The 24,916-nt window shown below is 73.3% G+C and carries 25 protein-coding genes; 11 read left to right on the top strand and 14 right to left on the bottom strand.

Features of this window, described 5'->3' with window-relative positions; translation table 11 throughout:
• Nucleotides 1-42 precede the first annotated feature (42 nt).
• From RF647_RS12705 to RF647_RS12730, 6 genes are all read right to left on the bottom strand, one after another.
• A complete protein-coding gene (locus RF647_RS12705) occupies nucleotides 43-525 on the bottom strand; it encodes a DUF1801 domain-containing protein (protein ID WP_368812019.1) in 483 nt (160 codons plus the stop codon).
• Nucleotides 526-670: 145 nt separating this feature from the next.
• Nucleotides 671-1,570 (bottom strand): macrolide 2'-phosphotransferase, encoded by a 900-nt coding sequence (locus tag RF647_RS12710; protein ID WP_368812020.1) that lies wholly within the window; start codon nucleotides 1,568-1,570, stop codon nucleotides 671-673.
• Complete coding sequence (locus RF647_RS12715) at nucleotides 1,560-2,459, bottom strand: spermidine synthase (RefSeq protein ID WP_368812021.1); 900 nt, start codon at nucleotides 2,457-2,459, stop codon at nucleotides 1,560-1,562. Before RF647_RS12715 ends, RF647_RS12710 begins: the two co-directional genes overlap by 11 nt.
• Entirely contained in the window at nucleotides 2,456-2,998 is a 543-nt protein-coding gene (locus RF647_RS12720; protein WP_081994313.1) for a GNAT family N-acetyltransferase, read from the bottom strand. The genes RF647_RS12715 and RF647_RS12720 overlap by 4 nt, the downstream gene beginning before the upstream one ends.
• Nucleotides 2,995-3,312 carry a thiamine-binding protein gene (locus tag RF647_RS12725; protein WP_017833001.1) on the bottom strand — a complete coding sequence of 106 codons (318 nt, stop codon included), beginning with the start codon at nucleotides 3,310-3,312 and terminating at the stop codon, nucleotides 2,995-2,997. The genes RF647_RS12720 and RF647_RS12725 overlap by 4 nt, the downstream gene beginning before the upstream one ends.
• 106 nt (nucleotides 3,313-3,418) lie before the next feature.
• Entirely contained in the window at nucleotides 3,419-3,988 is a 570-nt protein-coding gene (locus tag RF647_RS12730; RefSeq protein ID WP_368812022.1) for a rhodanese-like domain-containing protein, read from the bottom strand.
• 123 nt (nucleotides 3,989-4,111) lie between these two features.
• On the opposite strand from RF647_RS12730, the gene RF647_RS12735 reads away from it, so the two are divergent.
• From RF647_RS12735 to RF647_RS12750, 4 genes are all read left to right on the top strand, one after another.
• On the top strand, nucleotides 4,112-4,369 hold the full coding sequence (locus RF647_RS12735) for a metal-sensitive transcriptional regulator (RefSeq protein ID WP_017832999.1): 258 nt from the start codon (nucleotides 4,112-4,114) through the stop codon (nucleotides 4,367-4,369).
• Nucleotides 4,370-4,450: 81 nt separating this feature from the next.
• Nucleotides 4,451-6,544: a phosphate acetyltransferase gene (gene pta / locus RF647_RS12740; RefSeq protein WP_368812023.1), complete on the top strand. Its 2,094-nt coding sequence runs from the start codon at nucleotides 4,451-4,453 to the stop codon at nucleotides 6,542-6,544.
• Between the two features lie 68 nt (nucleotides 6,545-6,612).
• The gene (locus tag RF647_RS12745; RefSeq protein WP_368812024.1) at nucleotides 6,613-7,770 is read left to right on the top strand and encodes an acetate/propionate family kinase; all 1,158 of its coding nucleotides are present in this window, start codon (nucleotides 6,613-6,615) and stop codon (nucleotides 7,768-7,770) included.
• Between the two features lie 143 nt (nucleotides 7,771-7,913).
• Entirely contained in the window at nucleotides 7,914-8,417 is a 504-nt protein-coding gene (locus RF647_RS12750) for a hypothetical protein (RefSeq protein WP_368812025.1), read from the top strand.
• Between the two features lie 31 nt (nucleotides 8,418-8,448).
• Here the strand turns inward: RF647_RS12750 and RF647_RS12755 are convergent, their stop codons facing one another.
• The 3 genes from RF647_RS12755 to RF647_RS12765 are packed head-to-tail and all read right to left on the bottom strand — an operon-like array spanning nucleotide 8,449 to nucleotide 10,786.
• On the bottom strand, nucleotides 8,449-8,910 hold the full coding sequence (locus RF647_RS12755; protein WP_368812026.1) for a MarR family winged helix-turn-helix transcriptional regulator: 462 nt from the start codon (nucleotides 8,908-8,910) through the stop codon (nucleotides 8,449-8,451).
• Nucleotides 8,907-9,602: a CE1759 family FMN reductase gene (locus tag RF647_RS12760; protein WP_368812027.1), complete on the bottom strand. Its 696-nt coding sequence runs from the start codon at nucleotides 9,600-9,602 to the stop codon at nucleotides 8,907-8,909. Before RF647_RS12760 ends, RF647_RS12755 begins: the two co-directional genes overlap by 4 nt.
• On the bottom strand, nucleotides 9,599-10,786 hold the full coding sequence (locus RF647_RS12765) for an LLM class flavin-dependent oxidoreductase (RefSeq protein ID WP_368812028.1): 1,188 nt from the start codon (nucleotides 10,784-10,786) through the stop codon (nucleotides 9,599-9,601). Before RF647_RS12765 ends, RF647_RS12760 begins: the two co-directional genes overlap by 4 nt.
• A gap of 126 nt (nucleotides 10,787-10,912) precedes the next feature.
• Here RF647_RS12765 and RF647_RS12770 point away from each other — a divergent pair, with 126 nt between their 5' ends.
• Complete coding sequence (locus RF647_RS12770) at nucleotides 10,913-13,333, top strand: TIM-barrel domain-containing protein (RefSeq protein WP_368812029.1); 2,421 nt, start codon at nucleotides 10,913-10,915, stop codon at nucleotides 13,331-13,333.
• Nucleotides 13,334-13,402: 69 nt separating this feature from the next.
• Here RF647_RS12770 and RF647_RS12775 read toward each other — a convergent pair whose 3' ends face one another.
• Nucleotides 13,403-13,960 carry a hypothetical protein gene (locus RF647_RS12775; protein ID WP_368812030.1) on the bottom strand — a complete coding sequence of 186 codons (558 nt, stop codon included), beginning with the start codon at nucleotides 13,958-13,960 and terminating at the stop codon, nucleotides 13,403-13,405.
• Nucleotides 13,961-14,083: 123 nt separating this feature from the next.
• On the opposite strand from RF647_RS12775, the gene RF647_RS12780 reads away from it, so the two are divergent.
• From RF647_RS12780 to RF647_RS12790, 3 genes are all read left to right on the top strand, one after another.
• Nucleotides 14,084-14,548, top strand: coding sequence for an OsmC family protein (locus RF647_RS12780; protein WP_368812031.1), 465 nt, complete (start codon nucleotides 14,084-14,086; stop codon nucleotides 14,546-14,548).
• Nucleotides 14,549-14,767: 219 nt separating this feature from the next.
• A complete protein-coding gene (ppk2, locus tag RF647_RS12785; RefSeq protein ID WP_095649865.1) occupies nucleotides 14,768-15,703 on the top strand; it encodes a polyphosphate kinase 2 in 936 nt (311 codons plus the stop codon).
• Nucleotides 15,704-15,713: 10 nt separating this feature from the next.
• Nucleotides 15,714-16,157, top strand: coding sequence for a DUF1772 domain-containing protein (locus RF647_RS12790; RefSeq protein WP_017832989.1), 444 nt, complete (start codon nucleotides 15,714-15,716; stop codon nucleotides 16,155-16,157).
• A gap of 96 nt (nucleotides 16,158-16,253) precedes the next feature.
• On the opposite strand, the gene ppc is transcribed toward RF647_RS12790, so the two are convergent.
• Nucleotides 16,254-19,070 (bottom strand): phosphoenolpyruvate carboxylase, encoded by a 2,817-nt coding sequence (gene ppc / locus RF647_RS12795; protein WP_368812032.1) that lies wholly within the window; start codon nucleotides 19,068-19,070, stop codon nucleotides 16,254-16,256.
• Between the two features lie 224 nt (nucleotides 19,071-19,294).
• On the opposite strand from ppc, the gene RF647_RS12800 reads away from it, so the two are divergent.
• Nucleotides 19,295-19,789, top strand: a complete 495-nt coding sequence (locus RF647_RS12800; protein ID WP_368812033.1) for a hypothetical protein — start codon at nucleotides 19,295-19,297, stop codon at nucleotides 19,787-19,789.
• Nucleotides 19,790-19,815: 26 nt separating this feature from the next.
• Here the strand turns inward: RF647_RS12800 and RF647_RS12805 are convergent, their stop codons facing one another.
• On the bottom strand, nucleotides 19,816-20,319 hold the full coding sequence (locus tag RF647_RS12805) for a phosphoribosyltransferase (protein WP_368812034.1): 504 nt from the start codon (nucleotides 20,317-20,319) through the stop codon (nucleotides 19,816-19,818).
• Nucleotides 20,320-20,441: 122 nt separating this feature from the next.
• On the opposite strand from RF647_RS12805, the gene RF647_RS12810 reads away from it, so the two are divergent.
• Nucleotides 20,442-21,017 (top strand): cysteine hydrolase family protein, encoded by a 576-nt coding sequence (locus tag RF647_RS12810; protein ID WP_368812035.1) that lies wholly within the window; start codon nucleotides 20,442-20,444, stop codon nucleotides 21,015-21,017.
• Between the two features lie 119 nt (nucleotides 21,018-21,136).
• On the opposite strand, the gene RF647_RS12815 is transcribed toward RF647_RS12810, so the two are convergent.
• Together RF647_RS12815 and RF647_RS12820 are read right to left on the bottom strand one after the other, a co-directional pair.
• Entirely contained in the window at nucleotides 21,137-21,835 is a 699-nt protein-coding gene (locus RF647_RS12815; RefSeq protein WP_368812036.1) for a cation diffusion facilitator family transporter, read from the bottom strand.
• Nucleotides 21,832-22,164, bottom strand: a complete 333-nt coding sequence (locus tag RF647_RS12820) for a metalloregulator ArsR/SmtB family transcription factor (RefSeq protein ID WP_309057232.1) — start codon at nucleotides 22,162-22,164, stop codon at nucleotides 21,832-21,834. Before RF647_RS12820 ends, RF647_RS12815 begins: the two co-directional genes overlap by 4 nt.
• Nucleotides 22,165-22,547: 383 nt before the next feature.
• Here RF647_RS12820 and RF647_RS12825 point away from each other — a divergent pair, with 383 nt between their 5' ends.
• Nucleotides 22,548-24,542, top strand: a complete 1,995-nt coding sequence (locus tag RF647_RS12825) for a hypothetical protein (protein WP_368812037.1) — start codon at nucleotides 22,548-22,550, stop codon at nucleotides 24,540-24,542.
• Nucleotides 24,543-24,916 lie beyond the last annotated feature (374 nt).

Raw genomic sequence — 24,916 nt, forward strand, 5'->3', positions numbered from 1 at the left:
GCTCCGCGCCGGCGGGCCGAGCGCGCCACGCCGTCGGCGCCGTCAGCCCACCGACCTCCGGACGAGCTCGCCGATCGCCGCCTCCCCGGCCTCGCTCAGCTCGGTCAGGGCGTAGGACGTCGGCCACAGGCCCCCGGCGTCGTCGAGGTGCGCCTCCGTGCTGAAGCCGAACGTGGAGTAGCGCTCCTTGTCCTGGTGGCCGCTGCGGAAGAAGCACACCACCTTCCCGGACCGCGCCCAGGCGGGCTGGCCGTACCAGAGCTTCGGCGCCAGCTCGGGGGCGGCCGCGGTGACGACGGCGTGCACGCGCTCGGCCAGCTCCCGGTCCGGCGGCGCCATCCCGGCGATCGCCGCGAGCACCGCCGCCTCGTCGGCGGCCGCCTTCTTCGCGCCACGGCCCCCGCGCGAGCCGGCCCGCACCTCCGCGGCGCGCGCCCTCATGGCGGCACGCTCCTCCGCGGAGAACCCCTCCGCCGAGGACGTCGTCCGGTCCTGCTGCTCGTCGTTGCGCGCGGTGCCGCTCATGGTGCTCCGTTCGTGATCGATCGGGGGACAGGTGTGCTTCCACGCCAGCCGCCACGACGGCTCGGAGTCCGTCCGGCAGAGCCCGGCCGGACGGACGGGCCGCAGACAGGGCCTGTGGACGTGCCGGCGGCGGAGCGTGGAGGTCTCAGGGCAGCAGCTGCGCGGCGGCGGCCTCCCGGTGCCCCGGTTCCCCGGAGGCCAGGGCGAAGAGGGCGTAGTTGAGGGGTCCCGCGGCCACGAGCGCCTCGCAGCGGTCGGCGAGGCGGGGTTCGTGGCGGCCGGTGAGCTCCTCGTAGGCGTGGACGGTCGCCGCGAAGGACTCGGGCGGGGCGATGAGGTGCTGGTACATGAGGTCCAGGGCCGGGTCGCCGACGCCGGCCGTCGTCCAGTCCAGGACGGACAGGATGCGGTTGCTGTCGTCGAGCAGCAGGTGGGCGGGATAGAGCTCGCCGTGCGTGAGGACGGTGCGGCGCGGCCACAGCCCGTCGTCGTCGAGCCAGGCCCGCCACCGGGCCGCGAGCTCCGCGGCGACGTCGAACTCCCCGAGCACCCGCTCGAGATCGGCCGCCCACCGCCGGCGCACCTGCTCGGGGGTCTCGGCGGGGATCCCCGCCGCCGCGGCGGCGGCGGGGTCGAGGCGGTGGAGGGACGCGACGACCTCCGCCAGGGACCGGGCGTACTCCGGGGAGGCGGTGTCGTAGTGCCAGACCGGCTGCCCCGCGGCGTCGAGGGTGAGACCGGGCCGGCCGGGCAGCAGCGGATAGGCGACGAGCTCCGGCCCCGCGATCCGCCAGTCCGGCACGGCGACCGGGAGCCGCGGGCGCACGAAGTCCAGGATCCGCCGCTCGTCGGCCACCTTCGCCGCGACGTCGGGGCGGCGCGGGATCCGCAGCACCCACTGCTCGCCGGTCCCGGAGGCGGCGGCGAACGCCACCCGGTAGTCCAGCCCCGCCTCCTCGAACCGGACGGTCCCCGGTTCCAGGTCCAGGCCGTGCCGCCGGGTGAGGGCGCGCACGTCCTGCTCGGTCGCGGGCTCAGGCACCATCGCGCGCCCCCTCGGCGACCGGGTCGTGGCGCGGCGGGGTGCCGCCCACGAAGGAGCGCACCCACGCCTCGTCCTTGTACTGGGCGGGCACCGCGCCGCCGAGCAGCTCCCGGCCGAGCGCGGCCGCCCCGGGAGAGCCCTCCAGCGGCAGGGGCGCGGAGGAGGCGGCCAGCACGATGTTGCCGTAGCGCCGGCCCTTGAGCATCGCCGGGTCCGCCACGGCGGCGACGTGCTCGAACACCTCGGACAGCGCGGCGAGCTCGGCGCGCGCCCCGGCGAGGTCCCGGGTGTCGCCGCAGTTGAGCACGTACAGCCCGCCGGGGGCCAGGACGCGCTGCACGTGCCGGGCGAACTCCACCGTGGTGAGCGGCTCGGGGGTCACGGCGCCGGCGAAGACGTCGCGGACCACGACGTCCCGGGTGGCCGGGCTCAGCGACTCCGTGACGGCGCGGGCCTCCCCCACCCGGATCCGCAGCAGGGGGGCGCGCGGGAGGTCGAACCATCCACGGACCAGCTCGGCGAGCCGCCCGTCGAGCTCGACGACGACCTGCCGCGCCGCCGGGTGCGCGTGGGCGAGGTAGCGGGCGAGCGAGCAGGCGCCGCCGCCGAGGTGCAGCACCCGCAGCCGCTCCGGGTCCGGGCGGGCGGCGAGGTGGGCGTCCACGACCGCGGCGATCCAGCGCATGTACTCGAAGTCGAGCCGCTCGGGGTGCTCCGGGTCCACGTGGGAGGAGGGGACGCCGTTGACGTGCAGCACCCAGGAGCCGGGGGCGTAGGCGTCCGGGACGAGCTCGGCGGTGCCGGTCGAGATCTCGTAGCTCCCGGCCGCTGGGCCGGTGGGCCCGACGGGCGCCGGCGCCGTGCGCGAGCGGCGGGACGCCCGGCTCACGCGGTCCCCGTCCGCAGCATGCGGTGCATGCGCTGCCCGGTCCAGGGCCCGCCGGCGGGGAAGGACTCGGCCAGGGCCCGGAAGCCGTGCCTGGCGTAGAAGCGCTCGGCGCGGGCGTTGCCGTCCATGATCCACAGGTACGCGTCCGCGGAGCCGATCGCGGCCTCCTGCAGGGCGGCGCCGAGGCCCGTGCCGTGGGCGGCCCGCAGCACGTAGAGCTGGAACAGCTGCAGCGGGACGAGCGGGGCGGGCACCCCGGCCCGCCCCTCCCACGCGGCGGGGGCCGGACCGGCGGAGACCAGCCCGAGGGCGGCCCCGTCGTCGTCGACCGCGAGGAGGGTGCGCACGTGCGGGTCCGCGAGGAGGGCGAGGTCGTAGCCGGCGGTGCGCTCGGCCGCGGCCTGCTGCCGGTCGGCGAAGGCGTCCCCGAAGAGCGGACGGTAGGTCTCGTCGAGGCAGCGCAGGTGCAGGGCGGACCAGGCCCCGGCGTCGGACGGTCCTGCGGTCCGCAGGCGGACCGCCGCGGGGGCAGCGCTCAGGACTCGATCGCCTGCCGCTGGATCGCGGCCTCGAGGCGTTCGACCTTGCCCTGCAGCTCACCGGTGTGGCCGGGGCGGATGTCGGCCTTGAGCACGAGCGAGACCCGGGGCCCGTAGCGGCCCACGGCCTCGGTGGCGCGCTTGACGACGTCCATGACCTCGTCCCACTCGCCCTCGATCGTGGTGAACATGGCGTCGGTCTCGTGCGGCAGTCCGGACTCGCGGACCACGCGGACGGCGGCGGCGACGGCGTCGTGGACGGAACCGCTCGGGTTCTCGCCGCCGGACGGGGAGACGGAGAAGGCAACCAGCATGCCCCCATCCTCCCACCCGGCGGCGCCCGGGAGAACCCCGGGGACGACGACGGCCCCGCCGCCACGCGAACGGCGTGGCGGCGGGGCCTGACGCGGGTCCGGCGGATCACTGGGCGGCGAGCTGCTCCAGCACGGCGTCCTTGGAGGGATCCTCGGCACCCTGGTTCCAGGGCATCTTCGAGAGCACGTTGGCCATGGCGCAGGTGTTGGACAGCGCGGAGTACGCGAGCCCGCCGCCGACGCCCGCGGCGACGGCGCGCAGCTTCGGGGAGACCAGCTGCCCGCCCACCACGCTCGCCAGCACGAGCGAGCCGGCGACCATGCGGACCTGACGGTCCATGGCCCAGGTCGAGGCGCCGCGGACGACCGCGCCGCCGGCCCTCTCGAAGTCGTCGACGGTGCCGTCGACGACGTAGGTGTTCTCGGTGCCGGCCGAGGAGAGGATGTCCTGGGCGCGGGTGGCCCGGGCGCCGGAGCGGCAGATCAGGGCGACCTTGCCGCCGAGGGCCGCGGCGATGTCCTGCGCGTGGTCGGCCACGAGGTCGACGGGGACGTTGTAGGCGCCGTCGATGTGCTCGGCGGCGAACTCGGCGGCGGAGCGCACGTCGAGGACGGCGACCTCCTCCCCGGACTCGATCCAGGACTTCAGCTCGGCGGGGGCGACTTTCGAGGTCATGCGGCAGTTCCTTCCGGGGTGACGGTGGGTGTGACTCCATGATGCACGATACCCCCCTAGGTATACAAGATCCCCCAGGGGGTATAGAATCGTCGGAGCAACCACCACACCCAGGAGCGCCCCGTGCAACTCGACCCCCAGGACCTCACCCCCACCATCAACCGGCTCAAGCGGGCCCAGGGCCAGCTCGGCGCCGTCATCCGCATGCTCGAGGAGAGCCGCGAGTGCAAGGACGTGGTGACGCAGCTCTCCGCGGTCTCCCGCGCCCTCGACAAGGCCGGCTTCTCCATCATCGCCACGGGCCTGGACCAGTGCCTGCGCTCGGAGGACCCGAGCCTGGATAAGGCCGAGCTGGAGAAGATGTTCCTCTCCCTGGCCTGAGCGGCCCCGCACCCGGTCCTCCGGCGGGCGGGCCCTAGACTGGGCACGGACCCATCCCGATCGTCGGAGGACCCCGCCACCATGACCCAAGGCATCTACGTCAGCGCCATGACGCCGCAGTCCGGCAAGTCGCTCGTGGCCCTCGGCCTGGCCGACTCGCTGTTCCGCAAGACGGACCGCCTGGGCTACTTCCGGCCCGTCCACCTCGGGGAAATCCCGGCGGAGGACCCGATGGTGCAGCTGATGAAGCGCAACTTCGACCTCCCGGACGAGCGCTGCCGCGGCGGCATCTCCCTGGCGCGCACCCGGGAGCTGCTCGCCGCGGGGGACCACGACGAGCTCGACGCGATGGCCGTGACCGTCTACGGCGAGATGGCCCAGCACTGCGACGTGATCGTGGTGGACGGCACCGACCTCCTCGCGCACAACGCGGCCACCGCCGAGTTCGACATGAACGCCCGGATGGCCAACAACCTGGGCGCCTCCGTGCTGGCCGTGATCGGCGCCGACGAGTCCGAGAGCCCCGAGGACGTGCTGAACGCGGTCGAGGTCACCCGGGCCGAGCTGAACCAGGTGCGGTGCGACATCTTCGCGGTCATCGTCAACCGCGCCCGCCCCGACTGGGTGGAGCAGATCGAGCACAACGCCGCCCGCGGTGTGCGGGGCCTGCCCGTGTACGTCATCGCCGAGAACGAGGCGGTGGCCGCGCCGACCGTCGCCGAGCTGCGGGACCGGCACGGGTTCGGGGACGGCCCGTCCGCGGTCTCCCTGGACCGGGACGTCAAGGGCGTGAAGATCGCCGCGATGACCGTGGGCCACTACCTCGAGCAGCTCGCCGACGGCGACTTCGTCATCACGCCGGGGGACCGCTCCGACATCGTCGTCGCGTCCCTGGCCTCCGCCCTCTCCCCCGCCCTGCCCGTCCCCTCCGGGATGCTGCTGACGGGCGGCTTCGAGACCGAGGGGCGGATCCGGGAGCTCACCGCCGCGGCGCCGTTCCCCGTGCTGACCACCGGACTGGACACCTACCGGGCCGCCCGGGAGGTGTCCCGGACCCGGGGCACCCTCTCCGGGGCGCACCCGCGCAAGGTCGCGGCCGCGCTCGGCGAGTGGGCCCGGCGGGTGGACGGAGAGGAGCTCGTGAGCCGGCTCGACCTGCCGCGCCCGGCCAAGCGCACGCCCCTGCGCTTCCTGCACGAGCTCGTCGAGACGGCCCGGGCGGACCGGAAGAACATCGTGCTGCCCGAGGGGGAGGACCCCCGCATCCTGCGGGCCGCCGAGATGATCCACCGCCGCAACTTCTGCGACCTCACGGTCCTGGGCGACCCCGGGCGGATCGCGCAGCTGTGCCAGACGGAGGGCATCAACCTCGACTTCGCCGAGGACGGGCTGACCCTCGTGGACTTCGAGCACGACGACGCGCTGCGCGAGAAGTACGCCGGGGAGTACGTGCGGCTGCGCGCTCACAAGGGCGTGCAGCCGGAGACGGCACTGGAGCGGATGCTCGACGGCTCCTACTTCGGCACCATGATGGTGCAGATGGGGGACGTGGACGGCATGGTCTCCGGCGCCGCGCACACCACCGCCAACACGATCCGCCCCGCCCTGGAGTTCGTGAAGACCTCCGAGGGCGTGAAGATCGTCTCCTCCGTGTTCTTCATGCTCCTCGAGGACCGCGTCCTGGTCTACGGCGACTGCGCCGTGAACCCCAACCCGGACGCGCAGCAGCTCGCGGACATCGCGCTCGCCTCCGCCCGCACCGCCCGCCAGTTCGGGGTGGAGCCCAGGGTGGCGATGCTGTCCTACTCGACCGGCGGGTCCGGCTCCGGCGAGGACGTGGACAAGGTCCGGACGGCCACCGAGATCGTGCGCGGCGCGGACCCGGAGCTCGAGGTCGAGGGCCCCATCCAGTACGACGCCGCGGTGGACGCCTCGATCGCGGCCTCCAAGCTGCCCGGCTCCGCCGTGGCCGGCCGGGCGACCGTGTTCGTCTTCCCGGACCTCAACACCGGCAACAACACCTACAAGGCCGTCCAGCAGTCGGCCGGCGCCGTGGCCGTGGGCCCGGTGCTGCAGGGCCTGCGCAAGCCCGTCAACGACCTCTCGCGCGGGTGCACCGTGGACGACATCGTCAACACGGTCGCGATCACCGCGATCCAGGCGCAGGGCATGTGACCCACCGGCCCACCGCTCGCCCCGTCCCCCGTCCCCATGCCCGTCGCCACAGTCCCAGGGAGTCCTCCATGCTCGTGCTCGTCGTCAACTGCGGCTCGTCCTCGCTCAAGTATCAGGTCCGGGAGCTCGAGGCCGGTGAGGACGGCGGGACAGTGCTGGCCTCAGGGCTGATCGAGAACATCGGCAGCTCGCGGATCGCGGACCACACGCAGGCGCTCGAGCTGCTCGCGGAGCGCCTCGAGGTGGAGCTGGAGGGGCGCACGATCGACGCCGCGGGCCACCGCGTGGTCCACGGCGGCGAGCGCTTCTCCGCGCCGGTGCTCGCGACCAACGAGATCATCCGCGACATCGAGCGGCTGGTCCCGCTGGCTCCCCTGCACAACCCCGCCGCCGTCCTGGGCCTGCGGGCCGTGCAGAAGACGTGGCCGCACCTGCCGCAGATCTGCGTGTTCGACACCGCGTTCCACCGCACCATGCCCGAGCACGTGTGGCGCTACGCCGTGCCGGAGGAGTTCTACGAGCGCTGGGGGATCCGCCGCTACGGGTTCCACGGCACGTCCCACGACTGGGTGACGGGTCAGGCGGCGCAGTTCCTGGGCGTCCCGCGCGAACGGTTCAGCTGCGTGGTGGCGCACCTGGGCAACGGCGCGTCGGTGACGGCGGTCAAGGACGGGACCTCCTACGACACGTCGATGGGCTACACCCCCCTGGCGGGCCTGGTGATGGGCACCCGCACCGGGGACCTGGACCCGTCCGTGGTCACGGCCGTCCTGCGCCGGGACCCGGGGATGACCCCCGAGCGGCTCGACGCCGTGCTCAACAAGGAGTCCGGTCTGCGGGCGATCGCCGGCGACCACGACATGCGCGCCGTCCAGGAGGCCGCCGACCGCGGCGACGAGCGCGCCGAGTTGGCCCTGGAGATGGCCGCCCACCGCCTGGCGAAGTACGTGGGCGGCTACCACGTGGCCGTGGACGGCGCGCAGGCGCTGGTCTTCACGGCCGGGATCGGGGAGAACGCCTCGGCCTTCCGCGCCCGCGTCTGCGGGCGGCTGGGCGCCCTCGGGGTCGTGCTCGACGACGACGCCAACGCCGCCCGCTCGCGGGAGGTCCGCCGGATCTCCGCGCCGGGATCCGCGCTGGAGGTGCTCGTGGTGCCCACCGACGAGGAGCAGGCGATCGCGGCGGCGACCGCGGCGCTCGTCGCGGCCGGGACCTCCCCCGCCTGAGCGGGTCCGGGCGTCACGCTTCGCCGCACGGGGGCCGCGGGGCCGCCGAGTGTTCGCGAATGCGATTCCGGCGGATAGGTTCGGTGCTGGGCCCTGCGCAGGGCCCACCCCGTGTCAGGCCCGTGCGTCAGGAGGCACCGACGATGTCCCAGCAGCCCTATCAGCCCCGGGGTCACGGCGGCCCGCCGCCGCCCGGTGCTCCTCTCTACACGAAGGCCCGCCCGCCCCGGCCGCCGGTGACGGCCGACCTGCGACTGCTGCTCCGGCTCACCGTGGCGTCCTTCGTGGTCGCGGTCCTCGGCAGCACGGTGGGGTACCTGGCGGCGCCCGAGCAGTACACCGGCCTGTCCGCAGGGGCGTTCGGGACGGTCGTCCTCGCCGTCTCGCTCCTGTTCGGCCTCGGGTTCACCGCCGGACTCTATGCCCTGGTGTACTTCCCGCTGCGCGAGCAGCGTCAGTGGGCGTGGATCCTCGGCATCGTCTTCGCGTCCATGGCGCTCCTGACCACCGTGGCCAACGCCGTGCTGCTGCTCGTGGTCCCGGCTGGCACGTCGATCGGGCTCGTGACGGGCGCGCTCAAGGCCGTCGTGGACGTGGCCTGGCTCGTGGTGGCCGCCCGGCCGGGCGTGCGGGCGGCACTGCGCTGAGCTCGCGGACCGGGACGCCGACGTGCCGCCCTCAGGCCAGCCGGCGGGCCAGCCGGTCCATGACGGCGGCCAGCCGGTCGGCGTCGTCGCCCTCGAGCGCACGGAGGAACAGCTCCTCGACGTCGCGGGCGTGGGCGGGCCGCAGGCGCCGGAAGGCGCGCAGCCCCTCCTCCGTGAGCTCGGCCTCGAGGCCGCGCGCGTCCTCGGCGCAGCGCCGGCGCCGCACCCAGCCGCGCTTCTCGAGCACGCCGATCTGGTAGCTGAGCCGGCTCGGGGAGAAGACCAGCCGCTGGGCCAGCTCCCCCATCCGCAGCCGGTGGTCCTCGGCGTTGCGCAGCAGCAGGAGCACCTGGTAGTCCATGAGCGAGCAGCCGTGCTCCTTGAGCCGCGCCTCGATCTCCGTGGTCAGCCGGGCGGTGGTCTCGAAGAACAGCTGCCACACGTCCCACGGGCGGGCGGCGGGCTCCGGCGCGGCCACCGGGCGGTCGGTCACCGGCCGGCCCTGGCGAGCAGGTCCGCGAAGTCGGGGACCCCCTCGAACCCGCCGCCCCGCTCGGGCCCGGCCGCACCGGCCGGGGGCTCGCCGGCCGCCCGTCCGGCCGGCTGCGCTCCCGGCGCGATCGAGCGCGCCAGCTGCGCCCCGGCCCGCCGGATGCGCGACTCGAGCGAGACGCCGGCCCAGTCCTCGGTGGCGGCGTAGACCCCCAGGGGCAGCACCAGCGCCTTGAGGTGGGTGAACAGGGGGCGCATGGCGGTGTCGAGCATCAAGGAGTGCCGTGCCGTGCCCCCGGTCGCGGCCACCAGCACAGGCACGTCCTCCAGCGCGGCGTCGTCGACGAGGTCGAAGAAGGACTTGAACAGCCCCGAGTAGGAGGCCTGGTAGGTCGGGGTGGACGCGATCAGGGCGTCCGCCCCGGTGACCGTGTCCAGGGCGGTCCGCAGCTCCGGACCGGGGAACCCGGTGAGCAGGTGGTCGGCGACGGCGTGGGCCAGCGGGCGCAGGTCCACGCGCTCGATCCGCACCGGCGTCCCGTCCAGTCCGGCCCGGGCGGCCTCGGCGAGCCGGTCGGCCAGCAGCGAGGTGGAGGAGGCGTCGGACATCCCCGCCGACACCACGGCCACGGTGAGCGGGCGCGCCGCGGCGGGTTCCGGCGTCGTCGTCCCGATGGGGTTCCGGTCGCTCATCGGTGGGCCTTCTCCGTGGTCCGCCCCGTGGTCGGCTCCGCGGCCTGCGCGGCGCGGGCCCGCCCGGCGGGCGAGTCCTCGGCCCCGCCGGGCACCGGGTCCTGGCCGGCGCGGTGGCGATCCAGCAGTGAGGCGTGGGTCGGGGCCTCCGGCACGTGGGCGGGCTTGAGCGCGGCGAACTCCTTGCGCAGCACCGGCACGACCTCCTCGCCCAGCAGGTCGAGCTGCTCCAGGACGGTCTTGAGCGGCAGGCCGGCGTGGTCCATCAGGAACAGCTGGCGCTGGTAGTCGCCCGCGTAGTCGCGGAACCCGAGGGTCTTCTCGATGACCTGCTGCGGGGAGCCCACGGTCAGCGGCGTCTGCGTGGTGAAGTCCTCCAGGGACGGCCCGTGCCCGTAGACGGGGGCGTTGTCGAAGTAGGGGCGGAACTCCCGCACGGCGTCCTGGGAGTTCCGGCGCATGAACACCTGGCCGCCGAGGCCCACGATCGCCTGGTCGGCCGAGCCGTGGCCGTAGTGCTCGAAGCGGGTCCGGTAGAACTCCACCATCCGCCGGGTGTGCTCGGCGGGCCAGAAGATGTTGTTGTGGAAGAACCCGTCGCCGTAGTAGGCGGCCTGCTCCGGGATCTCGGGGGAGCGGATCGAGCCGTGCCACACGAAGGGGGCCACGCCGTCGAGCGGGCGCGGGGTCGAGGTGAAGCCCTGCAGGGCGCCGCGGAACCGGCCCTGCCAGTTGACCACGTCCTCCCGCCACAGCCGGTGGAGCAGGCTGTAGTGCTCGATCGCCAGCGGGATGCCCTGGCGGATGTCCTGGCCGAACCACGGATAGACCGGGCCGGTGTTGCCGCGGCCCATGGTGAGGTCCACCCGTCCGTCGGTCAGGTGCTGCAGGTAGGCGTAGTCCTCCGCGATGCGCACCGGGTCGGTGGTGGTGATCAGGGTCGTGGCCGTGGACAGCTGCAGCCGCTCGGTCTGCGCCGCGATGCTCGCCAGCAGGACGGGCGGGTTCCCCGGCGCCACGAACGGCGGATTGTGGTGCTGGCCCGTGGCGAAGACGTCCAGGCCCACCTCCTCCGCCTTCTTCGCGATCTCGACGGTGGCCTTGATCCGCTCGTGCTCGGTGGGGGTGCGTCCCGTGGTGGGGTCCTCGGTGACGTCCCCGATGGTGAAGATGCCGAACTGCATGTGGTCCTCCTGCTCCGCGGCGGCGTCCGGCCGGACGGCCCGCCCTGTTTTTTCAAATTTGAACTACTACCGTCAAGCGGCGCCCGTCCCGGATTATTCCCGCCCCGGTCCGCCTAGGGTGGACGCATGCCCCTCCCCCACTTCCGTCCCACCGGCGCCGGCGCCGGCACCGTGGACCCGGGCGCCGTCGTCACCGGCGAGCACTACCGCATCAGCGTGCTGAGCCCCGGCCTGCTGCGCCTGGAGTACAGTCCCGCCGGCCGCTTCGAGGACCGTCCGTCCGTGTTCGCCGTCGACCGCCGGTTCCCGGTGCCGGACTTCCGGGTGCGGCGCACGGCGGCCGGGCTCGAGCTGAGCACGGAGCGGATCCACCTCAGCTACGACGAGCGGGCCTTCAGCCCGACGGGACTGTCCGCGCAGATCCGCGGCGGCGTGACCAGTTACCACAGCGTGTGGCGCTACGGCGTCCCCGCCCCCACCCTGGGCGGGACCGCGCGCACCCTGGACGAGGCCGACGGCCCGATCCCGCTCGAGCCGGGCATCACGTCCCGCGAGGGCTTCGGGGTGATCGACGACTCCGCCTCGGTGCTGCTCACGGACGACGGCTGGTACGCGCCGCGCGCCGGCGAGGAGGGCGCCGTGGACCTCTACCTCTTCGGCTGGGGCCACGACCACCGGCAGGCGCTGCGCGACCTCTACGCCCTGTCCGGGCCGCAGCCCGTCCTGCCGCGCTGGGCGCTCGGCAACTGGTGGAGCCGGTACCACGCCTACGACGAGGCCGAGTACCGGGAGCTGGTCGCCGAGTTCGACCGGCGCCGCCTGCCGTTCTCCGTGCTGGTGGTGGACATGGACTGGCACCTTACGGACGAGCACGTGGAGCGCCGGCACGGCTCGGGCTGGACGGGCTACACCTGGAACCGGGAGCTGTTCCCGGACCCGCGGGGCTTCCTCGCCTGGGCGCACGAGCGCGGCTACCGGGTCACGCTCAACCTGCACCCGGCCGACGGTGTGCGCTCCTTCGAGGACGCACACCCCGCGATGCTCGAGGCCCTGGGGCGCGAGCCGGGCTCGGAGGAGCCCGTGGCCTTCGACGTCACCGACCGGGACTTCGTGGCCGCCTACTTCGAGGTCCTGCACCGCGGCCTGGAGGCCGACGGCGTGGACTTCTGGTGGATCGACTGGCAGTCCGGGCCGCACTCGCGGCTGCCCGGCGTGGATCCCCTGTGGGTGCTCAACCACTACCACTTCCTGGACTCGGGCGCGGACGGGTCCCGTCCGCTGACGCTCTCCCGCTACGCCGGGCCCGGCAGCCACCGCTACCCGGTCGGCTTCTCCGGCGACACCGTCATCTCCTGGGCCTCGCTGGCGTTCCAGCCGTACTTCACGGCGACGGCGGCGAACATCGGCTTCGGCTGGTGGAGCCACGACATCGGCGGGCACATCTTCGGCGCCCGCGACGACGAGCTGGCCACCCGCTGGCTGCAGTTCGGGGTGTTCTCCCCGATCCTGCGCCTGCACTCGGGCGACAACGACTTCATCGCCAAGGAGCCGTGGCGCTACCGCTCCCCCTACGCGGAGGCCATGGAGCGCGGCCTCCGGCTGCGGCACCGGCTGGTCCCCTACCTGCACACCGCCAACCGGGCCGCCGCCGTGGAAGGCGTCCCCCTGGTCCGGCCCCTGTACCACGAGCACCCGGAGGCGGAGCAGGCCTACCGGTACGGCCACCAGTACCTGTTCGGGCCCGAGCTGATGGTCGCCCCGGTCACCTCCCCCGCGGACCCCGTGGTCACCCGCGCGGCGGTGTCGGTGTGGTTGCCGGAGGGGTCCTGGACGGACCTGTTCACGGGCACCGTCTACGACGGCGGGCGGGAGCTCGTGCTGCACCGGGGCCTCGACGACGTGCCAGTCCTGGCCCGCGCCGGCGCGATCGTGCCCCTCGCGGGGTCCGACGACGACGCCGCGCCGGGCCCCGGCAATCCCGGGGAGCTGGAGGTCCTGGTGGTCACCGGCGCCTCGCACCGCACCGTCCTGGACGAGGACGACGACAGCGGCGACGGCCTCGACCCGGCCCGCTGGGCGCGCACCCCGCTCGCCCTCGACGCCGCCGCCGGTGAGTTCACGGTCGGCCCGGCACAGGGCCACCTCGGCTGCCTGCCGGCGGCGCGCACCTGGACCCTCACCTTCATCGGCCTCGAGGAGCCGGCGGAGCCGACCGTGACCGTGGACGGGAGGACCGTCCCGGTCCGCACTGTCCGGGGCGGGAACGGCGTGCGCGGGCACCGTACCTCGGTCACCGTCGAGGGGGTCGCCCCCGGGGCGCAGATCGTGGTGCGGTCGGCGGGACTGGGCGCCGTGACCGCCCAGGATCCCGCGGACCGCGTCTTCGACCTGCTCAACGACGCCCAGATCGGCTACGAGGTCAAGCGGCGGGTGCACGAGGCCGTGCGGCGCGATCCCGTGGGGGCGCTCGGGCAGGCGCCCGCCCTGGGCGTGGAGGGGCCGCTGCTCAACGCGCTCACGGAGCTGGTGCTGGCGACGCGGACCTGACCCTGGTCGTCGGAGGTCGACCCGTCGTGGCGTGGCCCGCGCACCCGGCCACCGCCCGCGGCGGAGAGCTCACTCGGGGCAGGGGCCCTCCTCGTCCAGGCCGAGCTCGATGACCAGGATGGGCAGCCTCAGCCGTTCCGCGGTGAAGGACACCACGCGGGCGTGCGGGATGCCCTTCTCCCGGACGAAGCGGCAGGCGACCAGTCCGTGGTCACGGTTCTGGCCGATCATCAGCACCCAGTTCCGGCCCGCGGCGTCCAGCGCGTGCGCCTGGCGCTCCAGGTCCCGTCCCGCCGGGTCCTTCTCGGTGCTACGCCGGGCGAAACGGGCCGCGTAGGCCCTCATGTCCTCCTCGGTGCGCAGCAGCCCGGCGGCGACCCGCCGCGCGTCCTGGACCCTCAGCACGGGCGCGATCTGCTCCTCGCGGATCTCGCCGGCCCGGTCCCCTGCCTCCTCGTCGGCGGACCGGCGGGCGGCGTGGATGATGCGCTCGATCCGGCGCAGACGGGCATCGTCCTGGTGCAGCTGCCGGTAGTCGGCGATCAACGCCTCGAGCTCGGCGTCCAGGTGGTTCTGCTCGGGCTCCTCGGGCTCGTGGCCGTCGTGCGCCGGTCGTGATGGGGACAAGCCGGCCTCCTGGACGCTGGACGGTGACGTTCCCACGTCAACGGTGACGCCCGCAGCGCCTATTCCGCCGGCCCCGGGGCGGTGCCGGACCGCCGACGCGAGCGGGGTTGGCATCATGGGTGCATGAGTGAGATCAACGACCCCGCCCCGCGTTCCGTCGAGCTGACCCGCACCGCCACCGGCCACTACACCGCCCGCAACGCCGAGGGGGCCGAGATCGCCTTCGGCCGCGGTGAGGGCCTGCTGTCCCCCGTGGAGCTCTTGCTGGCCGCCATCGCCGGGTGCTCGGCCATCGACGTGGACGTCGCGACCTCCCGCAGCTCGGAGCCCTCGGAGTTCCGCGTCGAGGCGACCGGACAGAAGATCCTCGAGGAGAACGGGGCGAACCGCCTGGAGGACCTGCACCTCTCCTTCCACCTCGCTTTCCCCGACGACGCCGCCGGCCGCAAGGCCGCCGGCATGGTCCAACGCCTCGTCACCCTGTCCCACGACAAGTACTGCACGGTCTCGCGGACGGTGGAGCACGGCACCGCCGTCGGCCACGACGTCAGCGTCGACATCGACGGTGCCGCGGGCGAGGCCCCGTAGCCGACCGCACGGGGTTCTGCACGGTCGGCCCCGCGCGGTCGGCCCCGCACGGGGCCGACCGCGGGCGCCTCCGGTGCCGCCCCCGGCCCGCGGACCGGGCGGGGCAGGAGGACCGAGCCCCTGGTGTTCACCGGGCGGTCATGTGCCCGCCGCCCGGGCGGGTCAGGATGAGCACGCCTACACTGCGCTCAAGAGACCCTGACCGGAGAGGAACGGCCGATGCCCGACGGGAAACGGCAGTGGATGCCCGCCGACCAGTGGGCCGTGCGGGAGAACCTGCGGGAGTTCATCGACCACCTCACGCAGATGGGCTACACCGTGCCCCACGGGCACGAGGAGGACCCGGACCTCATCGACCCGGGGGGCTCGGCCGTGGAGACCTGGCGGGAGGACCACCCCTACGACGAGCTGATGAGCCGGGAGGAGTACGAGCTGGAGAAGTACAAGCTCCAAATCGAGCTGCTGAAGTTCCAGTACTGGGGCCAGGACCACGACCTCCAGCACGTCATCGTGTTCGAGGGCCGGGACGCCGCCGGCAAGGGCGGCACGATCAAGCGGTTCACCGAGTACCTCAACCCGCGCGCCGCCCGGGTCGTGGCCCTGACCAAGCCCTCGGACCGCGAGGCCGGACAGTGGTACTTCCAGCGCTACATCCGCCACCTGCCCACCGCCGGGGAGATGGTGCTCTTCGACCGCTCCTGGTACAACCGCGCGGTGGTGGAACCCGTGATGGGCTTCTGCACCCCGCAGGACTACGCGTGGTTCATGGACCAGGCCCCGGTGTTCGAGAAGATGCTCGTGGACTCCGGCATCCACCTCACCAAGCTCTGGTTCTCCGTGACCCAGCAGGAGCAGCGGACCCGGTTCGCGATCCGCCAGATCGACCCCGTGCGCCGGTGGAAGCTCTCCCCGCAGGACCTCGCCTCCCTGGACCGGTGGGAGGACTACACCGAGGCCAAGGAGGAGATGTTCCTGCGCACGGACACCGACCACGCGCCGTGGACCACGGTGAAGTCCAACGACAAGAAGCGGGCGAGGATCAACGCGCTGCGCTTCTTCCTGGACCAGTTCGACTACGAGGACAAGGACCCGTCCGTGGTCCACCCGGCCGATCCGCTGATCGTGCGCCGCGGCCGCGACGCCGTCGGCGACTGAGCCCCGCGGCGTGGAGACGTGGCCGGCGCTGGTCGCCGGGATCGGCTCGGGCCTCGTCGGCGGGTTCTACCTGGCGTTCTCCCTGGTGGTGATGCCGGCGCTGCGGCGCCTCCCCGGCGGCGCGGCGGCCTCGGCGATGATCGCCGTCAACCGGGCCGCGGTGCGGGCGCCGTTCCTGGTCCTGTTCTTCGGCACCGCCCTGGCCTGTCTGGTCGTGGTCGGCACGAGCCTCTCCGCACCCGGCGGGCCGCTGCGCGTGCTGGGCGCGCTGGCCTCCCTGGCGGGCTGGGTCCTGACCGTGGCGGTCAACGTCCCGCTCAACGCCCGGCTGGCCCGCACCGATCGCCGGACCGTGGTGTGGTCCGCCTACGCGCGGCCGTGGACGCGGGCCAACCACCTCCGGGCGGGACTGTCCGTGCTCGGCGCCGTCGCCCTGCTGCTGCCCGTCCCCTGATCCGGCCCCCGGTCCGGCCGGGCCGCGGACCTCTTCCCGCCCGCGGACCGGGTCCGGGCGGCCGCGTCCCTTCGCGCCGCCGCCTGGCCCGGCCGGTCAGCCGGTGTTGCGCAGGCCGGCGGCCACCCCGTTGATGGTGATGAGCAGGGCCCGCTGCAGGCCCTCGTCGACCTCCCGGCCCTCGGCGTCCTGCTCCCGGATCCGGCGGAGCAGCTCCACCTGCAGGTAGGAGATGGGGTCGAGGTACTGGTCCCGCACCTCGAGCGTCTGCTTCAGGGTGGGGTTGCCGTCCAGCAGCTCCGCCTGCCCGGTGAGCCGGGCGAGCTCGTCGAGGGTGAGCTCGTACTCGCGGCGGATCACCTCGAACACGTGCTGGAGCCGCTCGGGCACCAGGGCCCGGACGTAGTGGGCGGCGATCTCCAGGTCGGTCTTCGCCACGGTCATCTCCACGTTGGAGATCACGGAGCGGAAGAAGTGCCAGCGCTCCAGCATGGTGCGCAGGTCCCCCTCCATCCCCGCCTCGCGGGCGGCGCGCAGGCCCGAGCCCACCCCGAACCAGCCGGGCACGATCTGGCGGGACTGCGTCCAGCCGAAGACCCACGGGATGGCCCGCAGCCCGGACAGGCCCTTGTCCGACGACGGGCGCTTGGCCGGGCGGGAGCCGATGTTCAGCGCGCCCAGCTGCTCCACCGGGGTGGCGGACAGGAAGTACTCCGGCAGGTCGGGGTCCTCGACCAGGCCCGTGTAGGAGGCGAAGGCGGCGTCGCTGACCACGTCCATGACCTCGCCCCACCGGTCCAGCTCCTCCTCGGTGGAGCGCGGGTCCTGGTGCAGCGCCGTGGCGCGCAGCACGGCGGCCAGGGACAGCTCGAGGTTCTCCCGGGCCAGGGCGGGGAGGGAGAACTTGTCGCTGATCACCTCGCCCTGCTCGGTGAACTTGATCTCGCCGGCGAGGACGCCGCTGGGCTGGGCGAGGATCGCGTCGTGGGTGGGGCCGCCGCCGCGGCCCACGGAGCCGCCGCGGCCGTGGAAGAGCCGCAGCCGGACCCCGTGCCGGGCGGCGACGTCGCGCAGCCGGCGCTCGGTCCGGTGGATCTCCCACCGGCTGGTCATCACCCCGGACTCCTTGTTGGAGTCGGAGTAGCCGAGCATGACCTCCTGGATGTTCCCGCGCGCCGCGACCACCCGCCGGTAGGCCGGGTCGGAGAGCAGCTCGTCGATGACCTCCGCGGAGCGGCGCAGCTCCCCGACGGTCTCCAGCAGCGGTGCGAAGCCGAGGGTGGCGCGGTCCTGCTCGCCGGTGAGGTCCACCAGCCCGGCCTCGCGGGCCAGGATCACGGGGGCCAGGATGTCGTCCGCGTCGCGGGTCATGGACACGATGTAGGTCTCGACGATCTCCTCGCCGTAGGTCTCCTGGGCCCGGGCGATCTCCCGGAAGACCGCGAACGTCCGGTCCGCGTCGCCGTCGAGGTGCACGGCGCCCGTGGACAGCCCCGGCGGGGCGAGCGGGCGGCGGCCGGCGAGCTCCCCGGCGAGCACCGCGGCGCGCGCGCCCCGGTCCATGTCCGCGTACGGCTGGTCCAGCTCGCCCAGCCGGTCGAGCAGCTGCCCCACGGCCTCGTGGTGGGCGTCGGCGTGCTCGCGGACGTCCAGGGTGGCCAGGCCCAGGCCGAAGCCGGCGATGGTGCGGGTCGCCGCGGCGAGCGAGCCGTCGGCGGCGAGCGTGCCCGCGTGGTGCCGCAGCGAGCGTGCCACCACGTCGAGGTCGGCCACGAGCTCGGCGGTGGTCCGGTAGTCCCGGCCCGGCTCGTGGACGGTCTCCTCCGCGAACCGGCGGCGGGTGTTGATCAGCTTGGCCTTGATGCAGGTGAGCTTGAGCCGGTACGGCTCCTGCGCGTTGAGCTCCAGGACCCGCGGGTCCAGGCCGGGCAGGTGGGCCACGTCCCGCTCCACGGACTCGCGCAGCTCGGGGTCGACCTCGACGATGGCGGTGGAGGGGGACAGCCGGGAGACCAGCACGTCCAGGAAGCTCAGGGCGAGGTCGACGGCCGCCTGCCCCTGCAGCTGGAGGACCCGGCGGGTCATCTCGGGGGTGACGTTGGGGTTGCCGTCCCGGTCCCCACCGATCCAGGACCCGAAGCGCAGCGGCGGGGGGCCGGCCGGCAGGTGCACGTCGTGCTGCGACAGCTGGTCCTCGAGGTCCGCGAGCAGCACGGGCATGGTCTCGGTGAGGACCTCCCGCAGGTAGTACAGGGCGTTGCGGGCCTCGTCGAGCGGGGTGGGGCGGTTCTGGCGCAGTTCGTCGGTCTGCCAGAGGAGCTCGATCAGCTCGGCGAGGCGCCGGTCCTGGCTGCGGCGCGCGGCGGAGCCCTCGGCGGTCTCGCGGGCCAGGATGTCGGAGAGGTGCCGGATCTTGGTCAGCACGGAGCGCCGGGAGGCCTCGGTGGGGTGCGCGGTGAACACCGGCCGGACGTCCAGGCTGCCCACCGCCTCGCGCAGGGCGTCGGGACCGGCCTCGGCGGCGACGTCGGTGACCGCCGCGGCGAGCCACCCCTCGTCCTCGGGGCGGCGGTCGAGCACGCGCACGCGGTGCACCTGCTCGGCGGCGTTGGCCAGGTGGAAGTAGTGGGCGAAGGCCCGCACCAGGTCCGTCGCCCGGTCCAGGGGCAGGGAGCCGAGCAGGTCGCGGACCTGGCCCGCGGCGTCGTCGGCCCCGGAGGCCTTGGCGTCCTTCGCGTCCTTGGTGAGCCGGCGGACCTGCTCGACCAGCTCCAGCAGCTCCTCGCCGCGCTGGCGGGCCAGGGTCTCCCCCAGCAGGGTCGTGATGCGGCGGACGTCCGCGCGCAGCGGGGCGTCGATCACCTCGGCGCGGTGGCGGTCGGGGGCGGCGGTCCGGTCGTGCTGAGTCGTCATGTCGCGGCTGCTCCTGGCTGGTCGGTCGTCACGGGTGCGCGCACGACCGACGAGCGGTCGCGCCGTCGGTGCCTACCGTGCCAGCCTACCCCGGGTGATCCACGTCGCACGGGCCGCCCCGGAGAGGTCCGCGTGGGACGATCCCTGGCAACCCGTGCCGGACGGGGCAGGGAGCGGTAGGTTCGGCGGTGAGCACACCTCGCGCGCGCCAGGAGGCACCGGCAATGAGCCAGCACCCGCACGGTCCCGGTGGCCCGCACCGTCCGGGCGGCGGGCCGCCCCCGCCCGGGCCGCCGATGACGGCCCGGCTGCGCCTGCTGCTGCGGCTCACCCTGCTCTCGTTCGCGGTGAACGTGGCGGACACGTTCGTGCAGACGGTCGCGGGCCCCAGCGCCCAGCTCCCCGGCATGGAGGACCTGGTGCGGGTGCCGGGTCTCCCCGGCGCCGGGCTGTCCGCCGCGCTGGCGCTCCTCGGCGTGGTGCTGACGACGGCCCTCTACGCGCTGGTCTGGTTCCCGCTGCGCGAGCAGCTGCAGTGGGGCTGGATCCTCGGCATCGTCTTCTGCTCCCTGGCCGTGCTCGGCGACCTCTTCGACCTGGCGGTGTTCCTCCTGGGCGGGCACCTGCTGCCCGGGCTGAGCACCACCGTCCTGGTGGCGGTCAACGTCGTGTGGCTCGTCGTGGCGGGCCACCCCGGGGTGCGGGCGGCGCTGCGCTGACCGGGTGTGGCGCGGCCCGGGGGCGGTCAGGCGACGGCGGTGACCGGCGGGGCTGCCGACCAGGGGAAGACGATCCAGTCGTCGGTGGCCTTCCACAGGTAGTCGGGCCGGATCACGGAGCGGGGCTTGCCGTAGATGACGGCGGAGCGCGCCTCCGCGCCCAGGCCGCGCAGCAGCTCCAGCACCAGGGCGAGGGTCCGCCCGGAGTCGGCCACGTCGTCGACGACGAGCAGCTTCCGGCCCGCGATGGACTCGGTGTCCAGCATCGGGGCGAGCAGCACGGGGTCCGGCAGGGTCTGGTGGACGTCGGTGTAGAACTCCACGTTGATCGCGTCCGAGAGCTTGACCCCCATCGCGTAGGACAGCGCACCGGCCGGGAGCAGACCGCCGCGGGCCACCGCGATGATGATGTCCGGCAGGAAGCCGCTGTCCACGACGCTCTGGGCGAGCTCCTGGGTCGCTTCGCCGAAGCGTTCCCACGTGAGGATCTCCTTGCCCTTGAGCTCGAGGGCGTCCGCGTGATAGGCCATGCGCCCCAGGCTACCGGAGCCCCGGAGCGGGTGGAGCCGCACGCCCATTGGTAGTAAGTTCACTGATCAGATCGTTGTCCACGGGAGCCGCCGCGGGGCGCTCCCCCACCGGAGAGGACGCCATGACCCAGTACCCGGCGCAGGGCCGCACCGCCCTGCTCGTCATCGACATGCAGAACTCGTACTTCGACTTCCCCGAGCTCGAGGAGCAGCGGGAGTCCGTGACGGAGAAGGTCAACGAGCTGATCCGGGCGGCCCGCGAGGGCGGCTGCCCGATCGTGCTGATCCGCACCCAGCACGAGCGGGACGGCTCCACGTGGACCGTCAACATGCACGACGACGGGCAGGGCTTCGCGTTCCCCGGCACGGAGCAGTCCGAGTACGTGGCCGGTCTCGACACCGAGGGCGGGACGGGGCTGGTCAAGACCCGGGACAGCGCGTTCTTCGACACGGACCTCGCGGCCCGGCTGCGCAACCTGGGCGCCACCCACCTGCTGCTCTGCGGGATCTCCACGCACAGCTGCGTGGCCCAGACCGCGATCGACGCGTTCGCCCACGACTTCCGGGCCTCGGTGGCCCGGGAATCGGTCGGCTCCGAGAACTCTGAGCTGTCCCGCGCGCTGCTGGCCTTCCTCGAGGAGGAGATGCGCCAGGACATCCTGGACCAGGACGAGGCCGTGGCCCGGCTGCGGGGCTGAGCGACGCGGCACACGAAGCGGGACCGGAACCTCCCGGCCTGATTCCTGCCGCGCGATCACCGGTGACCTCGACGACGGGGCACCGGGTTGCGGAGAGCTCACCCGCCCCCGCAGTGTGCTCACGAGCAGCAGGAGCAGCCGCCGCCACACCCGTCGTCGCCGTCCGCGCCGGTGAGGGTGACAGCAGGCGCGCAGCAAGCGTCCCCCCGCCAGGCCTCCACCCCCTCCTTCACGGCCACGGCGGCGATCATCAGTGCGGCCACCGGGTCGGCCCAGGTCCAGCCCAGCGTGCTGTTGAGGAGCAGGCCCACCAGCAGCACGGCGGAGAGATAGGTGCACAGCAGGGTCTGCTTGGAGTCGGCCACCGCCGAGGCGGAGCCCAGCTCGCGGCCGGTGCGGCGCTCGAACCAGGACAGCAGCGGCATGATCCCCAGGCTCACCGCCGCCAGCCCGATCCCCACCGGGGAGTGCTCCGGCTCTGCGGCCCCCAGCAGGGCGCGCAGCGCATCGACGGTGACGAAGGCTGCGAGCCCGAAGAAGGAGAAGGCGATGACCCGCATGGCCGCCCGCTCCCGGAGGTGCGGGTCCGGAGCGGCGAACTGCCAGGCCACCGTGGCTGCGGAGAGCACCTCGACCACGGAGTCCAGGCCGAAGCCGATCAGCGCCGAGGAGGAGGCCACGGTTCCGGCGGTGATCGCGACGATCGCCTCGAGGACGTTGTAGGCGATGGTGCCGGCCACGACCCACCGCACCCGCCGGTGCAGGACCGCCCGCCGGGTCGCGGTAACGGGGCGGGGTTCGAGTGGGACCGAGGTCATGCGCAGGTGCAGCCTTCCGGGGAACAGCAGACAGGGTCCACGGTGGCCACCAGCTCCAGCAGGTCCCCCAGGGCGCCGCCCAGCCGGGGGTCGGTCAGCCGGTACCAGCTGTTGCGCCCCTCACGGGTGGCCTCCACGAGCCCGCAGCCGCGCAGACAGGCGAGCTGGTTGGAGATCACCTGCTTGGACACCCCGAGGGCCTCGGCAAGGTCCGAGGGACGTGCCGGGGCTTCCCGCAGGCTCAGCAGGATCCGTGTGCGGACGCCCTCCGAGAGAGCGTGGCCGAGCCGGGTCAGAGCGGCGGCGTGGGTGAGGGTCACCGTGGTCACACCTCGATAGTACAGCTCCCCATGTACTGAACGGGCGCAGCGCTCCAGGTGGTGGCGATGCCGGCCAGGACCGTCCCGGGCGACGCAACCACGAGGTCCGTGTGCGTCGCATTGTGTCGGGAGTGTCGGGCGCACTGGCACCCGACACCCGGAGAGGTCGAGGCATCCGTTGTCCGGCACGCCCCGAATGCCGGAATTCCGCTGGATGCCGGGCCGCCACGGCTTCCCGGCGGGCTCCGCGTCCCCGAGAGCCCTGGGCCGCGCCCCCAGACCTGCTGCGGACCTGCTGCGACATCGACGTCGATCGCATCGGCAACAGGGTTTTCCCAAGAGTCCCTCCACATATTTGCGATGTCATCACCATCGCTCTATGAGGAGACATCATGAGCACGTCAATCAGTCCCCGGGAGTTGCTACGGGACCCACCGCGTCGGCCCCGCTATCGCCGGACCATCGCCGCGTCCGCAGTGCTGATGCTGGGATTCACCGGGATCAGCGCCTCGGTCGCCGCCACCCAGGTCACCGAGAAGAACCCGGGTCAGTTGACGGCCGTCGGCCCGGTGAACCCCGAGTTCGGCTTCCCGGCCTGGTACGAGGACAGCGCCGGCGTCCGCACGGAACTGTGCATCGACGGCAGCGACCCGCTGTGCGGGCTGGCCCCTGAGCCGGAGACTCCGTACGACCCGACCCAGCCCACGGTCCTTCCGGGGAACTTCCCGCACGAGGGCTTCTACATGCTGGCCGGGTCCGAGCTGGACCTGCCCGGCGGGGGAAGCGCTGTCCTGACGCTCGGGCTGGAAGGTGCCTTCGCCAACGAGGTGGCGCACGGGGAGCAGATGGTGTTCGCCCGGCAGCGCCTGGTGGTCAAGGAAGGCCCGGCCAACAGCACGCTCTCGTTCCAGCACCCCTACGGCACCATCGAGGTCGACACCGACGAAGCAGGCGACGCCAAGCTCGTCGAGGACATCTCTCCCGCCGTCGGCAACTTCGAGACACCGTTGAAGAGCAACTTCGGCCCGTTCCTGAAATGGGACTCCGGGGCTCCTGATGGCTACCTCGGCAATCCTGACGTGCCGCACACGGTGGTGGGCAGCCCGCTCGGCGAGGGACGCAACAGCTTCTCGGTGTCCGGCACGAACTCCGCGACCGGCGATGCCGTCACCGCGCGCACCGACCTGTTCACCGTGATGGGCAAGATCGCCACCAACCACGGGGTGAAGGCCGAGCACGCCGTCGTCAACGACGGCTACATCGACGTCTTCGCGACCAGCCGCGGGGACCAGCTCCAGGTCAACGGCCAGGAGGGCGTGTTCGAGACCACGCCCATGGAGAAGGACGAGGGCGACTCCGAGCAGGCCTATGCCCGCATCGCGTACACGGGGACCGCGCCGTCCACGGTGACCGTCACCAACCTCGGTGACGATCCGCAGAGCACCAGCACCGTGAACGTCACCGATCTCTCCGTCGGCACGGCCGCCACCTACGACGGCGCGATACTGACGGTCACGGCGAGGTCGTCCTCCGGCACGGCTCCGACGGTCCGAGGGTTCGGCGAGCTGACGGCGGGCGCGGCGGGCACCTACGAGGGCACGTTCACCACCGTTGCGCCCCCGGTCAACGTTACGGTCTCCACCTCCGACACCAGCAAGGTGACGGTTCCGGTCTTCGTGACCGGCGGCGAGGCCTCGCCGGCGGGTCTCGCTCCGATTGATGCCAACCCTGACCCGGGTGGCGTCACCGTGGTCGAGGGCGGTACGGGCACCACTCCACCAGCCGAGGGCGGCACCGACCCCGCACCGGCGGCCGACGCGGTGATCGCGCCGGTGACCGGCGCGATGGCTCGCGGAGTGGCCACCGAGCTGGACGGCAGCGGCTCCACCGGCGCCACCAGCTACACGTGGTCGCAGGTCAGCGGACCGACGGTGACGTTCAGTGACCCGACGGTGGCCAAGCCCACGGTCACGGTGCCGTTCTTCACCACGACCACCGCGTCCGCACCCGAGCCTGCGGACGAGGATCCGGTGCTCAAGCTGGTCGTCACGAATGCGGACGGAGTTGAGGACGAAGCCCAGATCAGGCTGAGGAGCGACGACGATGTCTCCATCGCGCCGGGTGCGAGGTACCGGGCCGGCAAGGAGTTCCGGATCGCCGGTACGGCTGTCGTCGAGGGCTCTCCGACCCTGCTCAGGCCGCCTTCGTCGGTCAACGTCTACGACGTGGCGGCGGACGGCACGTTCAAGCGCAAGCTCGGCACGGCACAGGTCGACACCCTGGGCAACTGGGAGCTGAGGCTGCGACCGGCACCCGCGGGCACGGTTACGAACGTGCTCGTGCAGTCGACGCGCGGCGGCGAGGCGACGGGGGCGGTGGGCGGATAGCACCACCCCGGCAGCAGAACGACCCACCGACCGGCTCGTGTCCCGAGGAACCCTCAGGGCACGGGCCGGTCGTCCGTCTGCGGTGCATCCGGTGGAGACCATGTCGCCGGGTGCACCGTCTGCTGGCCGCAGCACGGGAATGTCCCGGCACCGGTGCACGCAGCCGATGGAACGCCCGCCCCGAGGCCCGGACCCGCGCGAGGGCCACGGCGCGCCGTCGGGGACAGGCACAGCAGGGCTTCAGAGGAGGCGGGCAGCGCCTTCTCGGCGTTGCCGAGGCCCGGCCCCGCCCCTGGGCATCCACAGCTCACCAGGGCTCCGGCGCCGGAGCGTCCCCTTCCGCCTCCCGGAACGGGATCGCCGCCCCGGGCACG

Origin of the sequence: Kocuria sp. CPCC 205263 (assembly GCF_040981075.1) — a bacterium.
Lineage (GTDB): Bacteria > Actinomycetota > Actinomycetes > Actinomycetales > Micrococcaceae > Kocuria > Kocuria rosea.